This is a genomic window from Mycobacterium kyogaense, assembly GCF_003254575.1.
In the GTDB taxonomy this organism is placed as follows: Bacteria; Actinomycetota; Actinomycetes; order Mycobacteriales; family Mycobacteriaceae; genus Mycobacterium; species Mycobacterium kyogaense.
On record NZ_QJUA01000019.1, the window covers coordinates 67,550 to 81,878 of the forward strand.

Consider the following 14,329-nt stretch of genomic DNA (forward strand, 5'->3'; position numbering starts at 1 on the left):
CACCGCAGGTGTCGCGGCGATCACGATTACGAGTCATCGATGCCGCCGGCTGGGTCGCTGCCCTCGGTGAGGGTGATGAAGACGTCGTCGAGGACAGCTGGACGCCCGGCGCGCACCGCTGTCGTACGGGAGGGGTGGTTGTGGCGGTCGATGGTTCCGATGAGGAGATCGGTGGATTCGGCGAAACCTCCGTGGGCCCAGGCGCACTGCGCCGAGGTCGCGTACCGATGACCCCCGTGTGTCGCAGCGATGACCTCTTCGTTGATCTCCTGGCCGCTGATCCAACCCAGTGAGCCGGGCGCGACTGCGAGAACGCCGACGATGTTTGACTCTCGGGTGATCGCCCACATCTGTTGCCGGGCCTGCCAGTCCCGCATGTCGTCGGCGGACGCCGGTGACAAATTGTTCGACAGCGCGAGGTTGGTCGCTGCGACGTGGGCGTGACGGGCAGAGACGATATCGATGGCGCGTTCGGCGGTGTCGAAGGCCTGCAGCATGACTCGGCCATCAGCAGGAGCCATGTCACGGCATCGGGCAGCGTGAATAGTCTTATCCAGCAGCACCCCTGGCCGGCTGATCAGCTGGTCCGGACCGGTCCGCATCCGCAGGTACCGCACACCAAAGGCTGACCATTCGGCATACACGCACGCTGCCAGAGCGTCGAGGTCGTCGAAGGTGTGGGCCACTACCTCGACGAACGGGCGTGCCACGTTCCGTGAATAGAACCTGATACCTCCCACCAGGTCACCGCGGCCGGTCCGGATATGTCGGTGCGCATAGTCCAGCGAAGCGATCCCGGGCAGATGCACATGATCGGAGAAGGTCTTCGCAAAAGCACTGTCATCGACGAAACCGACTTGTTCAGCGAGCCATTCGGCTACCTTGCGCACCCCAGACGGGCCGAAGAGGCGCTCCGCAACCACCTCCTGCGCACGCAACGACGGCCACCGCTCAACAGTCCCCACCCACTCAGCATCCACGCACGCCCACCGTGAAATCGACCCAATTTTCTCGGCCGCGGCAGCGCGCCGCCGGTGGTGGGCGGCCGAGGCGTTCAGTGGCCGGGCAGCACGCTGCTGTGTCGAACTACTGTGGGTTGATGCGGGCATGAACGTGCATGTCGTGCCATCCGTCGGTCTGCAGGAGCGCGCTTTTCATGATGCCCTCCTGCTCGAAGCCCGCTTTCCGGGCCACTGAGCAGGAAGCCGGATTAGCAGTTGAGTGGCGAATGTTGAGCCGGTGGAATCCGACGTCGAAAGCCCACGCCATCAGGGTGGTGACCGCCGCGACCGCGATCCCACGGCCCCGCGCTGCAGAACTCACCCAATATCCGAGATCAGCTTCCCCGTCCTCGAGGTTCATCGGGTTCAGCGACACCCGGCCCAGCAGGTGATCAGTGTGCGATACGACCGCCCAATCGCCCCGAGTCTCACTGGTCCAACCCAGCGCGTAGCGGCCAATCAGCGCTGCCGCTTCATCGTCCGTAAAAATCGTTCGCCTGTGTCAAAACTGGACCGCAGGGTCGTCAAAAGCTTGCCGAAGGCGCGGACCGTCTTCAATCACCCACGGCTTCAACACCACACCCGAGGAATCGTCCAGACGAGGTTGAGGTTCACCGCCAAGAGACCCCGAAGCAATTACCGCAGACACGGTTTTGGGCATAGCGACAGTCTTCCACCAGCCGCGCCCGCCGCGGAACACTGAGGTCGTCAAACTTATCGGTATCTACAGGATCATCACAGACTTGTTACGAAGCAATCTGTTCCGCGCAATCAGAAGCAATCGCACGATCGACCAGCGTCCGCCTTCGCGTCGTACCGCCAATGAGCGCTGGCGCCCAAATAATTACTAAGGACGCTTGTTCAACAGAGGGACTCGCATTGTCAATCTTCGCTACGTCCCGATGGGATGGGGGCCGGCCGAGCGCTATTGCTTGGCCATGTTCGCAAAGCGCGACAGGTGCAGCTGGTGCGCCACGGTGACGGTGCGTGTCGGGCCGGCGCGGTGCTTGGCGACGATGAGGTCCGCCTCGCCGCCTCGCGGATCGTCATTGTCGAACGCATCCGGACGATGAAGCAGCACAACCATATCCGCGTCCTGCTCGATCGATCCCGACTCACGCAGATCCGACAGCTGCGGCTTCTTGTCCGTGCGCTGCTCGGGTCCACGGTTCAGCTGGCTCATCGCCACCACCGGAACTTCCAGCTCCTTCGCCAAAAGCTTGATCTGCCGGGAGAATTCAGACACTTCCTGCTGGCGTGACTCGACCTTCTTCCCTGACGTCATCAGCTGCAGGTAGTCGATCACCACGAGGCGTAGGTCCGCCTTCTGCTTGAGCCGCCTCGCCTTGGCGCGGATCTCCATCATCGTGAGGTTCGGCGAGTCGTCGATGTAGAGCGGCGCCTCGCTGATCTCACTCATGCGCCGCGCCAACCGAGTCCAGTCGTCGTCGCTCATTCGGCCGGATCGCATGTCGGCCAACTTGATCCGCGCCTCCGCGGATAACAGACGCATGACGATCTCCGTCTTGCTCATCTCCAGCGAGAACACGATGCTCGGCAGATGATGCTTGATCGAGCACGACCGCATGAAATCGAGTCCGAGCGTTGAGTTGTGCGTCGGAACCATCGACCTGCTCGCCAGATACATGTGGCTGGAATTGTCGACCTCCACGCACCGCACCGGCATACTCGGCACCGGTCGAACGTCGACGATTGTTCGTGTCGCGACGCCCGTCCCCCGGCGCTCCTTGTGCAGCAACTCCTTGCGGTGGAGCCGGAACACGCTGTCGGCAGCAGTGATTCGGAGCCTGCCCGCCACCTCGGACTCGCAGCGATACCCGAGCGACACAACGAGCTCCGCGACGTCGCGCGCGAGACGCTCGTCAGCCAGCTCGACTTCGATCGATCCGTCGCCCGCCACGGTTCCGCAGGTGTCGAGCAATCCCGCCAGCAGCGCCCGCCGCTGCGTCTCCGACGCGCGCAGGTATTCCGCCGGGATGCGATCTCGGGCCGCCCCGGGCGCGATCGGCGCTTCCGCCCCGATCCACATCTGGATCTCCGGATCAGCTGTCGAACCGCAGAGCGATGCACCGAAGGTGTACGGGGGTACTGGAAGGTCGGCGTCCGCGCGCTGAATCGCCGCGGTGTTCGTCACGGTGTGACCAGTCGACAGGGTCTCGGCGATCTCCTGCGTCGTGCGGATCGCACCCGACGTCAGCCACTGATGCTCCGCATCCGCGACGATCACTGTGCCGTCGAAGAACTCGACCTCGAAGCACGGCCGCTCGGTCATCACCTCGGTCGCGGCGACCACACGCGTCGGTAAGCCATCGGGCCCGATCAGCTCGTCCCCGACGGCGACCTCGCCCATCGTCGTCCAACCCGACGGCGTCGGCAGCGGTGTGTCCAGCGCCAGCGCCTTTCCCATACCGGGACGAGCCGCCACGACGATCATCTGGCCCGGGTGCAAACCGTTGGTCAGCTCGTCGAGCTCTGTGAAGCCTGTCGGCACACCTTTGGAGACGCCGCCCTGCGACGCGATCGCATCGATCTCGTCCATCGTCGGCTGCAGCAGCTCTTCGAGCGGGACGAAGTCCTCGGTGGCCCGCCGCTCGGTGACGTCGTAGATCTCGGCCTGCGCGCGGTCGACGATCTCGTTGACATCCGCGCCCTCAGCGCCGGCATAGCCGTACTGAACCACCCGGGTACCCGCCTCCACGAGCCGGCGCAGCAGCGACTTCTCGGACACGATCTCGGCGTAGAACCCGGCGTTGGCCGCCGTCGGCACCGTCGAGATCAGCGTGTGCAGATAGGGCGCCCCACCGACGCGGCGCAACAACCCCTTGCGGTCCAGTTCCGCGGCCACGGTGACCGCGTCAGCGGGCTCTCCGCGGCCGTACAGATCGAGGATCGAGTCGTAGACGAGTTGGTTGGCCGGCTTGTAGAAGTCGCCGGGGCGCAGCCGCTCCAGGACATCGGCGATCGCGTCCTTGCTCAGCAGCATGCCGCCCAGCACGGCCTGCTCGGCCGCCAGATCCTGCGGCGGCTGCCGACCGAAATCCTCGCTGGGAGGCGGCTCCATGGCCGCATGCTCATCGGGCCGGCCCAAGTCATCGACGACAGCCACGCGGTGCCCTCACCCCTCCCCAGTTGGTGTCGAACGGACGTTCGATGAGACTGTATGACGGAGCACCGACATCGTCCCCGCGGCGCCCGTCATCGTGTCCGCGACGGCCAACGCTAGACGTTGCTGCAGCAGACGCAACCACCTCTTGTTGACAGACCTGGGGATGGCGTGTGGATAGGTCCGGTGAGCCATGTTGAGGTGCTGGGGACAACTTGTGGATCAACACTGTGATCTGGTCCGTTTCCGCAGATGAACGCCTGTTGAGACGGTGTCGGCTCTGTGGATGATAAATCGATCGGCGTGTCGTCCCGGGTTGCCTTCTCGGGCGTGTTGCGTTTCCATCGCGGGCCGAAGAGGTTAACACCGGGTTATGTTCGCCGTGGCGGATTCACTGCGAACAATTCGCCGAGAGCACGACAACGGCCGGGCTCGGACCTCTCGGTCCTCACCCGGCCGTTGACTCGCGTAGTGCTAGTTGGCGACCACGTTCAGCCACACGGTCGCGGCCACATCATGGTGCAGCCGGATCGTGACGGAGTGGGTGCCCACGCTCTTGATGTGCGCCTTGGGCAGCTGCACGGTCCGCTTGTCGAGGTTCGGTCCGCCGGCCTTCTTGATGGCCGCCACCACGTCAGCCGCGGAGACCGAGCCGAACAACTTGCCCGAATCCCCGGCGGTCTTCACCGAGAGCTCGACGCCATCGAGACCCTCGAGTGCGGTCTTCAGTTCGTTGGCGTGCTCGAGGCTCTTGACGCTCTTGAGCTCCTGGGCGCGCCGGATGTCCTCGGCCTGGCGCTGCGCGCCACGCGTCGCAACGATCGCCAGCCCACGGGGCAGCAGGTAGTTACGCCCGTAGCCGTCCTTCACCTCGACCGCGTCACCGGCCGTTCCGAGGTGCTCGACCTCGGCAGTCAGAATCAGTTTCATCTCAACCGTCCTTACCGCGTCGCCGAGCTGAACGGCAACAGCGCGACCTCGCGGGCGTTCTTCACCGCGATCGCGATATCACGCTGGTGCTGAACGCAATTGCCGGTCACCCGGCGAGCACGGATCTTGCCGCGCTCGCTGATGTAGGTGCGCAGCAGCGCGGTGTCCTTGTAGTCGATGTTCTGCCCCTTGCCCTTCTTGGAGCAGAACACGCACTTGCGTGTCTTGACCGGCTTTTCCGGAGCCGGACGCCTCTTGGTGGAGGACTTCGCCATGTGTCTAACTCTTTCTTGAAATCACTGAATGTTTTGTCTCAGAAGGGGGGCTCGTCGTCGGCGCCACCGAAGGACCCCGATGCGGGCGCGCTGCCCCACGGGTCGTCCTTGGGCGGCTCGGAGGGACGGGAATTCCCGCCGCCACCGCCGCCGCCGAAGCCGCCTCCGCCGCCACCACTGCGGCTCGCCTTGTTCACCTTCGCGGTCGCGTAGCGCAGCGACGGCCCGATCTCGTCGACCTCGACCTCGACCACCGTGCGCTTCTCGCCCTCGCGGGTTTCGAAGGAGCGCTGCTTCAACCGTCCCGTCACGATGACGCGCGACCCGCGGGTCAGGCTCTCGGCCACGTTCTCGGCGGCCTCACGCCAGATGTTGCACCGCAGGAACAGCGCCTCGCCGTCCTTCCACTCCCCGCTCTGCCGGTCGTAGATGCGCGGGGTGGACGCAACGGTGAAATTGGCCACCGCGGCACCGGACGGCGTGAAACGCAGTTCCGGATCGGCGGTCAGGTTTCCTACGACGGTGATGGTGGTGTCACCAGCCACGAGTTCCTCCTAGGTGAGCGGACGTTGGGCGCGAGCCTACGCAGCGGCTCCGACGATCGGCACCCTTTAGTGCTTGTCTGTGCGCATCACCTTGGTCCGCAGCACGGACTCGTTGAGGTTGAGCTGACGGTCGAGTTCGGACACCGTCGCGGGCTCTGCCTTGACGTCGACCACCGCGTAGATGCCTTCGGCATGCTTGGCGATCTCGTAGGCCAGCCGGCGACGACCCCAGATGTCGACCTTGTCGACACTGCCACCGTCTTTACGGATGACGTTCAGGAACGTCTCCAACGACGGAGCAACAGTGCGCTCGTCGAGTGTGGGGTCGAGAATGACCATGATTTCGTATGGACGCATAGGGAACCCATCACCTCCTCTGGTCTGACGGCCACGGCGTGTCCGTGGCAGGAGGGTCGCCTGCGTCGGCAACCCGCCCAGGGTATAGGACCAGAGGTGGACCTGCGAAATCGCTAGCGGCGAACGGGCCAATCCCAGACGGACATGTCGCCCTTGGGGTAGTTCATGCAGACATCGGTGGCGTGCGCCACGACACCCTTGTTGTTGAAGAACAACTTCGCCCAGTTGCCCCAGTGGGTCGCCACGTTCTCGTAGTAGACGTTCGTGGCGGTGTCCTCGGAGTACTGGCGCCGCGCGACCGGGTCGAGGGAGAAGAACCAGTGGATGCGGTCGAAGGCCTGCTGCTGCACGTCGGCCGGCCGGTTGCTCCGGTCGATCATGTAGCGCTCGAAGTACACCGGGCTGGTGTCGCGGGCGGCGAGCATGTACTGCTCGACATCGCACTGGGTGACGATGATGCGGTGCGGGATCGGGTAGTCGTCGGTCGAATCGGCCTGCGCGGTACCCGCGGCGCCGAACAGAGCACCGGCGGCTGCTGCCGTCGCCAGGGCCGTCCGCAGCACTCGACTCGCCATTCCGATCATGATCGCTCCTACCTCGCCGAATGCCGGCGCATCTCACCCGCCGTGGGCCAACTATATAGCGCAGCTAGGAAGCTGCGCAGTCCGATCCTCAACCGCCGTTGGTGACGGGGTTCGACGACAGCGTGATGAACTGTCCGTGCTTCCACACGCCCCAGCGCCCACCCCACATCGAGGTCCACACCACCGGCTCGCCGTTCCACATGTCGGCCGGCTTGCGGGGCGCCCAGTTCGGCACCGGCTCACCCGGCGGGTTCGGGGGGAACTCGGCCGGTCCCGGAGGCGGGGGCGGCGGCTGCGCCACCGAAGTTCCCGCACCGAAGCCCAGCGCGCCCGCGACGATTCCGCCGAGGATCACGGCGACGGGCGCGGTCTTGGTCAGAAAACTCATGAGACGACTCCAGCCTGCAGACTGCATACAGATGCTTAGCAAATATAACCACCAGGCGGCACCGGGAAACACCCCGGTTTCGATCCTCTGGGCGAAGGGTAGAGCGCGGTGATGTCCCGGCCGCCGATCGTCGACCGGATTCTGGCCCACGGCGGTGTCCGCAGAACCGCACGCGCCGGCTTCCTGGCCAGCGGACTCCTGCACTTCCTCATCGCCTACGTGATCGCACGGATCGCGCTCGGCCGCGGCGGCCACGCCGACCCTTCCGGCGCGATGGCGACGATCGCCGCCGCCACCGACGGGGTGCTGATCCTGTGGGCGATCGCCGCGGCGCTGGTGCCTCTGGCGGCCTGGCGCCTCGCCGAAGCCTTGCTCGGTCTGCATCCGGCCGAAGGTGGCCGCGATCCGAGCGATGCCAGCCTCGGCAACCGGCTCAAGGCCCTCGGTCTGCTGGCCGTCTACTGCAGCGTGGGATACACCTGCATACGCTTCGCCGTCGGGCGTCGCGAGACCAGCAGCGAGCAGAACTCCGGCGCGAGTGCTGTTCTGATGCAATCGTTTTGCGGGCGCCTGCTCCTGGTCGGCGTCGGGGCGGTGGTAGCGGTGATCGGCGGCTACTACGCCTACAAGGGCGCCTCCCGGCGCTTCGTCGACGACCTGACGACCTCCGGCGGCCGGGTGGTGCTGGTGCTCGGCATCTACGGCTACGTCGCCGAGGGCATCGTCTACGCACTCGCCGGGGTGTTGGTGATCGTCGCCGCCGTGCGGGCCGACCCGGCCAAAGCCGCCGGACTCGACGCGGCCGTTCAGGCACTGGGGTCGGCAACCTCCGGTGACGCGCTCCTGTTGTTCGCCGCGCTCGGCTTCGCGTGCTACGGGCTGTACAGCTTGGCGTTGGCCCGCTGGGCGCGGATGTGAGTGCGCGGCTGCAACCAGTCCGGCACCCACGACGGATAGGCATCCGGCGCCCGATCGAACGGCCCGCCGGCCGGATCGTCGATGCCGTGACCGCGCACGAGGTCCAGCTCGGGACGGTAGATCTGGCGAATGATCAACGCGCACAACGTGACGACCGCGATGTCCCGAAGCAGCACGGTGGCAGTGAACCACTGCTCGGGCAGGCCCTTGTTCTGTTCGCCGAACAGGTACAGCATCCGAGGCACCCAGACCAGCATGTCGACCGTCATCCATGCCAGCAGCACTCGCCGGTGCGGTAGCGCCAGCACCGCCAACGGCACCAGCCACAGCGAGAACTGCGGGCTCCACACCTTGTTCGTCAGCAGGAACGCCGCCACCACCAGGAACGCGATCTGGGCGATACGCGGCCGGCGCGCAGCAGTCAGCGTGATGTATCCGATCGCGATGCAACACGCGGCGAACAGCGCGGCGGTGACGGTGTTGAGCACCACCGGCGGTTCCCAGAAGCCGAGGTTCGGATCGAAACCCTGCCATCCGGTGAACGACTTCACGACGTTGTAGAGCGAATCCATGTCGTCGCCCCGACGGGTGTTGAGGCGGAAGAACTCTGACCATCCCCGCGGGAACAGCAGCATGATCGGCAGGTTGACCACCAGCCACGTCGCCCCGGCCGCGAGCGCCGTCTTGGCCACCTCCTGCAGCCGCGATGTGCGAATGGCCAACAGCACCATGGGAATCAACAGCAGCAGAGGATAGAGCTTGGCTGCCACGCCCAGACCGATCAGCACGCCCGCCAGGACCGGCCGTCGGCGCGCCCACGCCAGCAGCGCGCCAGCGGCGGCCGCGGTGGCGAGCGCATCGAAGTTGGTGAAGATCTGAAAGATCACCAGCGGTGACGCCGCCACCAGTGCCGCATCCCAGATCCGGCGCGCACCGGCCAGCAGCGCGGTCGCCCACACAGTGGTCAGCCAGGCCAGGGCCAGCCCGAACGCGGAGATGTTGAAGAACATCACCACCTCGGCGATGATCGGCACCGACGTCAGTTTCGTCAGCGTCGTGTACGTCTTCGCCAGCGACATCGACAGGTACTGATAGATGCCGGTCAGCACCGGATACTCCATGTAGCGCACCGCCGGCGCACCGTCGTACTGGACGCGCGGCATGCTCTTCTCGTCGGTTTCCAGCCAGCTCGACTTGTACGGGAACTTCCCGAGATTGAGCAGCTCGGCGGTGTAGAGCGGCACGGTGTCGGAGTAGCAGAGCTCGTAGTAGGCGCGGTTGTTGGCCCAGTTGCCGACCCGCTGATCGGCGGTCCCCGTCCCCGTCGTCTGCAGGCATGCGGCCTTGGTGGAATAGCCCAGCGCCAGGAACACGATCGCGATGAGCAGCATCACCCGAAGTGGGGTCAGGAAGCGGGTGCGGCCGATGAGCGCGTGGCGACCCACCGGACCTCCGATGGTGCCCGACAGTCCGGCACCGAGAGTGTCTGTGCGGCTGGGGAAGTCGCGGTCGTCGAGGCTCCGGAGGTCGTCGGCCAGCGGAGCTGGCGATTCTGCCGGAGCCAGCGGAGCTGGCGATTCCCGCGGCATCTGTGAGGTCACGGAGGCGGCGGCGGAGCGCCAGGCGCCACCGGAACCGGGGCTCCGGGCTGTGGCACGCCGGGCACCACTTCGGGACCTGGCGGCGTTCCTTCCGGCACGGGACCGGGTGTCGCCGGCACCGTCGTCGGTGGGCCCCACGGGATCGTGATGCCGGGCGCGATCTCGAGTGTCGGCTGGATCACGGTGTTGGACGGCGGCGGGGCCACCGTGGTCGACGGCGGGGGTGGCGGCGCCTGCGGGACACCGGCGTAACCGCCGATCTCCTCCGGCTTCGGGAACGACTCGTTGTCGGTGCCGTCCAGAGCACCGTCCATCGTGGCTTTCCAGATGTCGCTCGGGATACCCGACCCGTACACCGGGGAGCCCCACTTGTTCTCCAGCGGCTTGGTGCCGTCCACGGTGCCGACCCAGACCGCCGTCGACAACGACGGTGTGTAACCGACCATCCACGCATCACGATTGGCGCCGGTGTCACCGAGCTGGTTGGTGCCGGTCTTGGCGCCCGACGGGCGTCCGCCGGCCAATGCGTGACCGTTGGAATAGCCGGCGATCGGCTGCATGGCCGCGATCACATTGTCGGCCACGGCCTTGTCGATGCGCTGTTCGCCCGCGTTGTCCTCCTGGCTCGCATCGAACAGGACCGTGCCCTCGGCGTTGACGACCTTCTGCACGAAATGCGGCTTGTGGTACACCCCGGATGCCGCGAGGGTCGCGTACGCCGACGCCATGTCGATGACCCGGGACTGGTACTGCCCCAGCACGACGCCGTTGTTCGGGGGGCCGCCCTTGCCGTCCTCGGACAGCGTGTGCTCGACGCCGGGGAAACTCTCGGCGATACCGGCCGCGTGCGCGGCGTCGGCCACATCCTGCGGACCGTTCTTGAGTTTCAGCATCAGGCGGTAGTAGCTGGTGTTCAGAGAGCGCTTCAACGCCTCGGCGATGTTGCAGTTGCCGCAGCTGCTGCCCTCGACATTAGTGATCTTGATGCCGTCCACGGTGACAGGTGAACTGTCCACCTGGTAGCCCAGGCCCATGCCCTGCTGCAGCGCCGCGACCAATGCGAACACCTTGAACGACGAGCCGGTCGGCAGACCGGCCTGCGCGAAGTCGAAGCCGTTGGCGTCGTTGCCGCCGTAGTAGGCCTTGACGCCGCCGGTCTTGGGGTCGATCGACACCACCGCCGTGCGCATGTCCGGGTCTTGACCGTCCATGTACTCGTTGACGGCGTCGAGTGCCGAGGACTGCGCCTTCGGATCGATGGTGGTGGTGACCTGCAGGCCCTCGGTGTTGAGCTGCTGCTCACTGATGTTGAAGATGTCCATCAGCTCGTTGATCACCTGGCGTTCGATCAAGCCGTTGGGCCCGGTCGTCTGGTTCTGCGTGATCGCCGCATCCGGCGGGATCGTCGGCGGGAACACCTGCGTCGCGCGATCCTGCGCAGACAGCGCGCCGATGGACACCATGCCGTCGAGCACCCAGTTCCACCGCTCGGTGGCTGCTTCGGGATCGACAGCCGGGTCGAGGGACGACGGCCGCTGGATCAACGCGGCGAGCAACGCGCCCTCGGCGACGGTGAGCTGTTCGACGGGCTTGTTGAAGTAGGCCTTGGACGCCGCGGCCACGCCGTACGCGCCGCGGCCGAAGTAGATGATGTTCAGGTACGACTGCATCACCTGGTCTTTGGACCACTCGCTGGACATCTTGGTCGAGATGACCAGCTCTTTGGCTTTTCGGATCAATCCGCCCACGCCGGAACGGGCATCACCGACCAACGCGTTCTTGACGTACTGCTGGGTGATGGTGGACCCGCCCTGCAGATCGCCGCCGAAGATGTTGTTCTTGAACGCCCGCAGGAAGCCGGTGAACGAGAAGCCCGGATTGGAATAGAAGTCCCGGTCCTCGGCGGCCATCACCGCGTCGCGCACGTGCACCGGGATCTGGTCGATGTTGACGTCCACCCGGTTGCCCTCGGGCGGGACGATCTTCGCGATCTCCGACCCGTCGCTCGCCAGGATCGTCGACACCTGCGCGGTCCGGATGTCTCCGGGCTTTGGCACGTCGACGATGAGATAGGCCATGCCGAACGTCAGCAGCGGCAACACGATCAGGACGCCGGCGCAGGCGATCAGCCCGCGGCGCACCCACTTCCAGTTGACCTGCTGGCGCCAGCCGGGCCGGCGGTCCGACGGGCCGCCACCGCCCGGTCCGCCACCGCCCGTCGGGCGACGCGGCGGTGGTGGCGGTTGCTTGGGCGGGCGGCCATCGAGCGCGCGCTTGACGTCGTCGATCGGATCCTTGAGGTGCCGCGGCCGCTCCTCCCGAACCGGGGGCAGCACCGTCGTCAACCGATCGTCGGGGTGCGGACGCGCGGCGTGCGCGGGTCCGTCGGCCCGACGAGGCGCCTGGGGCCGAGGCGGCTGCGGTCGGGGTTGAGGCTGGGGAAGCGCGCCACCGCCGTCGGCCGCCCTGCGCCCATCACGGGCTCGGTCGGCGGAACGGTCGGGGCGCCCCGGGCTATTCACTGGCCGTCCGCGCGGCGCCGCGCGCGGTCTGCGTACGACGCGGACGGGACCCCTTGGGTGGCGGTATCGCGCCCAGCACGTAGGACTTCACCAGGTGATTCCAGCTGCAAGTCCGACATACCTCCACCACGTGAACCGAGAACTCGTCATAACGGGTCGCCAGCAGAACCAGCTCCTCCGCCGTGCGGGCCGAGCCGGACACCGCGCCCAGGTGATCACCGAACACCCACGACACCAGCGTCAGCTGCTCCTTGCGGCAGATCGGACACATCACCGAACTGGGCTTGCCGTGGAACTTCGCGGCGCGCAGCAGATACGGATTCGCGTCGCAGACCTCCGAGACACCCGTGCGCCCGGAATAGACCTCAGCCAGCAGCGACCGGCGCCGCAGGGCGTAATCCACCACCTGTCGCTGCAATCGCACGCTGACCAGAGTACGTCGGCGCCTCAGCGGCGGAGGCTCGACGGGGCACCCGACGCGGCCCGGTTCGCGGCGGGCCTGCGGGATCAGCGACCCAACTCTTACGATCTCGTCGTGGCTCCCGGCAGCTCAGCGCGCGGAACATCGTGGACGCGCGCGAAAGACAGCGATCGCACCGATACCTGCCAGATCCTCGACACCGCGCTCGCCGAGGGCCAGCTGTCGATGACCGAGCACGGTGAGCGGGTCAAGGCCGCCACCAACGCCGCCACCCTCGGCGAACTCCAGGAGCTGGTCTCCGACCTGCAGACCGCCAACGCGCCGACGCAGCTACGCAAACCTCCGCGGCGGCTGCCGACGCTGCCCGGCGGCGTCGGTATTCGCATCGCGATGGCCGCAGTGCTGGTGATCTTCGGGATCGCGGTCGGGTGGGGCCTCTACGGCAACACGCCGTCGCCGCTGAACTTCACGTCCGACCCGGGCGCCAAGGACGACGGAATCCCCGCCCAGGTGCTCACGCCGCCCCGGCAGCTGCACTCGCTCGGCGGTCTGACCGGCCTGTTCACCCAGATGAAGCAGAAGTTCGGCGACACCATGGGCTACTCGACCACCATCTACCCCGACTACGCCTCGCTGGAGCGGCAGGACCCCACCGAACCGCGCCGGGTGCTCAACTACTCCTACCGCGGCGGGTGGGGGGATCCGAGCGAGACCAGCGTGAGTTCCGATGAGCGCGTCGTGAACCTCGCCGCCTTCGACATCCCCAAGCTGGTCGGCATCCTGCGTGGGGCGCCCGAGACGCTGGGCATCAACCCGGCCGAGGTGAAGACCACCTACATCAGCATCGAAGCCAACCGCGACATGACCGCGCCGCCGGACAGCATCCAAATCAGCATCTACGTCACCCCCAATTTCGGGGACAGCGGATACATGCAGCTCAACGGCGATCTGACCGTCAAGAACATCAACTACGCCAACGCCTGAACCCTGCGCCCCCGGCCGCTACGAGGCGCACCCGTGTGGCGTTCAATATATCGGCGCGATACTATTGCGCGAGGTGTCGAACCGTCGTAGCGGCTGAATCATGAGGAGGTGCCCCGGATGCTCGAACTCGCCATCCTCGGGTTGCTCCAAGAATCGCCGATGCACGGATACGAACTGCGCAAGAGGCTCACGGGTCTGCTGGGAGCGTTCCGCGCGTTCTCCTACGGCTCGCTGTACCCCGCGCTGCGCCGCATGCAAGCCGACGGCCTGATCGTCGAGGACGCCGCCCCGGAAGGCACCCTCAAAGTGCGCCGCGCGCGCCGCGTCTACCAGCTCACCGAGGCGGGCAAGCAGCGCTTCACCGAACTGGTCGCCGACACCGGACCACAGAACTTCTCCGACGACGGATTCGGCGTACACCTCGCCTTCTTCAACCGCACCCCGGCCGAGGCCAGGATGCGGATTCTGGAAGGCCGCCGCCGTCAGGTCGAAGAGCGCCGGGAAAGTCTGCGTGAAGCAATCGCGCGGGCGAGCAACTCATTCGATCGATACACCCGCCAGCTTCACCAGCTGGGGCTGGAATCGAGCGAACGCGAAGTCACATGGCTCAACGAGTTGATCGCGGCGGAGAAATCGGCGCAGGGACGCGCTGAACAGAGTTGAGCCCCGTACCACCCAC

The 14,329-nt window shown here is 66.2% G+C and carries 16 protein-coding genes; 3 read left to right on the forward strand and 13 right to left on the reverse strand.

Annotated features, from left to right (window positions below; genetic code table 11):
* Positions 1–26 precede the first annotated feature (26 nt).
* The 9 genes from DMB80_RS28145 to DMB80_RS14885 form a co-directional block, all read right to left on the reverse strand.
* The gene (locus DMB80_RS28145) at positions 27–965 is read right to left on the reverse strand and encodes a hypothetical protein (protein ID WP_162938539.1); all 939 of its coding nucleotides are present in this window, start codon (positions 963–965) and stop codon (positions 27–29) included.
* A 121-nt stretch (positions 966–1,086) separates the two neighbouring features.
* Positions 1,087–1,491: a GNAT family N-acetyltransferase gene (locus tag DMB80_RS14850; RefSeq protein ID WP_111510552.1), complete on the reverse strand. Its 405-nt coding sequence runs from the start codon at positions 1,489–1,491 to the stop codon at positions 1,087–1,089.
* A gap of 435 nt (positions 1,492–1,926) precedes the next feature.
* Positions 1,927–4,128: a replicative DNA helicase gene (dnaB, locus tag DMB80_RS14855; RefSeq protein WP_111510553.1), complete on the reverse strand. Its 2,202-nt coding sequence runs from the start codon at positions 4,126–4,128 to the stop codon at positions 1,927–1,929.
* A gap of 471 nt (positions 4,129–4,599) precedes the next feature.
* Complete coding sequence (gene rplI, locus DMB80_RS14860; protein ID WP_111510554.1) at positions 4,600–5,055, reverse strand: 50S ribosomal protein L9; 456 nt, start codon at positions 5,053–5,055, stop codon at positions 4,600–4,602.
* A gap of 11 nt (positions 5,056–5,066) precedes the next feature.
* A complete protein-coding gene (gene rpsR / locus DMB80_RS14865; RefSeq protein ID WP_046364149.1) occupies positions 5,067–5,330 on the reverse strand; it encodes a 30S ribosomal protein S18 in 264 nt (87 codons plus the stop codon).
* A gap of 38 nt (positions 5,331–5,368) precedes the next feature.
* Positions 5,369–5,875, reverse strand: coding sequence for a single-stranded DNA-binding protein (locus DMB80_RS14870; RefSeq protein WP_046364150.1), 507 nt, complete (start codon positions 5,873–5,875; stop codon positions 5,369–5,371).
* 66 nt (positions 5,876–5,941) lie between these two features.
* Positions 5,942–6,232 carry a 30S ribosomal protein S6 gene (gene rpsF / locus DMB80_RS14875; RefSeq protein ID WP_018603055.1) on the reverse strand — a complete coding sequence of 97 codons (291 nt, stop codon included), beginning with the start codon at positions 6,230–6,232 and terminating at the stop codon, positions 5,942–5,944.
* Positions 6,233–6,345: 113 nt separating this feature from the next.
* Entirely contained in the window at positions 6,346–6,816 is a 471-nt protein-coding gene (locus tag DMB80_RS14880; RefSeq protein ID WP_046364151.1) for a DUF5078 domain-containing protein, read from the reverse strand.
* Positions 6,817–6,904: 88 nt separating this feature from the next.
* Positions 6,905–7,204, reverse strand: a complete 300-nt coding sequence (locus tag DMB80_RS14885) for a hypothetical protein (RefSeq protein ID WP_046364152.1) — start codon at positions 7,202–7,204, stop codon at positions 6,905–6,907.
* A 111-nt stretch (positions 7,205–7,315) separates the two neighbouring features.
* Between DMB80_RS14885 and DMB80_RS14890 the strand changes: the two genes are divergently transcribed.
* Positions 7,316–8,122 carry a DUF1206 domain-containing protein gene (locus DMB80_RS14890; protein WP_111510555.1) on the forward strand — a complete coding sequence of 269 codons (807 nt, stop codon included), beginning with the start codon at positions 7,316–7,318 and terminating at the stop codon, positions 8,120–8,122.
* On the opposite strand, the gene DMB80_RS14895 is transcribed toward DMB80_RS14890, so the two are convergent.
* Genes DMB80_RS14895 through DMB80_RS14905 form a run of 4 tightly spaced genes read right to left on the reverse strand, consistent with a single transcriptional unit; the run spans position 8,077 to position 12,669 of the window.
* On the reverse strand, positions 8,077–9,711 hold the full coding sequence (locus DMB80_RS14895; protein WP_111510577.1) for a glycosyltransferase family 87 protein: 1,635 nt from the start codon (positions 9,709–9,711) through the stop codon (positions 8,077–8,079). The genes DMB80_RS14890 and DMB80_RS14895 overlap by 46 nt on opposite strands.
* 8 nt (positions 9,712–9,719) lie before the next feature.
* Positions 9,720–12,059 carry a transglycosylase domain-containing protein gene (locus tag DMB80_RS14900; RefSeq protein WP_276131547.1) on the reverse strand — a complete coding sequence of 780 codons (2,340 nt, stop codon included), beginning with the start codon at positions 12,057–12,059 and terminating at the stop codon, positions 9,720–9,722.
* Between the two features lie 5 nt (positions 12,060–12,064).
* Complete coding sequence (locus DMB80_RS28820; protein WP_276131548.1) at positions 12,065–12,199, reverse strand: hypothetical protein; 135 nt, start codon at positions 12,197–12,199, stop codon at positions 12,065–12,067.
* Positions 12,200–12,237: 38 nt separating this feature from the next.
* Positions 12,238–12,669: a DUF5318 domain-containing protein gene (locus tag DMB80_RS14905; RefSeq protein ID WP_046364564.1), complete on the reverse strand. Its 432-nt coding sequence runs from the start codon at positions 12,667–12,669 to the stop codon at positions 12,238–12,240.
* 111 nt (positions 12,670–12,780) lie between these two features.
* On the opposite strand from DMB80_RS14905, the gene DMB80_RS14910 reads away from it, so the two are divergent.
* Together DMB80_RS14910 and DMB80_RS14915 are read left to right on the forward strand one after the other, a co-directional pair.
* Positions 12,781–13,650 (forward strand): DUF1707 SHOCT-like domain-containing protein, encoded by an 870-nt coding sequence (locus DMB80_RS14910; protein ID WP_111510557.1) that lies wholly within the window; start codon positions 12,781–12,783, stop codon positions 13,648–13,650.
* 117 nt (positions 13,651–13,767) lie between these two features.
* Positions 13,768–14,313 carry a PadR family transcriptional regulator gene (locus DMB80_RS14915; protein ID WP_111510558.1) on the forward strand — a complete coding sequence of 182 codons (546 nt, stop codon included), beginning with the start codon at positions 13,768–13,770 and terminating at the stop codon, positions 14,311–14,313.
* Positions 14,314–14,329 lie beyond the last annotated feature (16 nt).

Bases quoted from the DNA above. Each gene is read 5' to 3' on its own strand.
- rplI (WP_111510554.1), bottom strand. From the start codon at position 5,055: ATGAAACTGATTCTGACTGCCGAGGTCGAGCACCTCGGAACGGCCGGT.
- rpsR (WP_046364149.1), bottom strand. From the start codon at position 5,330: ATGGCGAAGTCCTCCACCAAGAGGCGTCCGGCTCCGGAAAAGCCGGTC.
- rpsF (WP_018603055.1), bottom strand. From the start codon at position 6,232: ATGCGTCCATACGAAATCATGGTCATTCTCGACCCCACACTCGACGAG.
- DMB80_RS14880 (WP_046364151.1), bottom strand. From the start codon at position 6,816: ATGATCGGAATGGCGAGTCGAGTGCTGCGGACGGCCCTGGCGACGGCA.
- DMB80_RS14885 (WP_046364152.1), bottom strand. From the start codon at position 7,204: ATGAGTTTTCTGACCAAGACCGCGCCCGTCGCCGTGATCCTCGGCGGA.
- DMB80_RS14890 (WP_111510555.1), top strand. From the start codon at position 7,316: ATGTCCCGGCCGCCGATCGTCGACCGGATTCTGGCCCACGGCGGTGTC.
- DMB80_RS14895 (WP_111510577.1), bottom strand. From the start codon at position 9,711: ATGCCGCGGGAATCGCCAGCTCCGCTGGCTCCGGCAGAATCGCCAGCT.
- DMB80_RS28820 (WP_276131548.1), bottom strand. From the start codon at position 12,199: ATGGGCGCAGGGCGGCCGACGGCGGTGGCGCGCTTCCCCAGCCTCAAC.
- DMB80_RS14915 (WP_111510558.1), top strand. From the start codon at position 13,768: ATGCTCGAACTCGCCATCCTCGGGTTGCTCCAAGAATCGCCGATGCAC.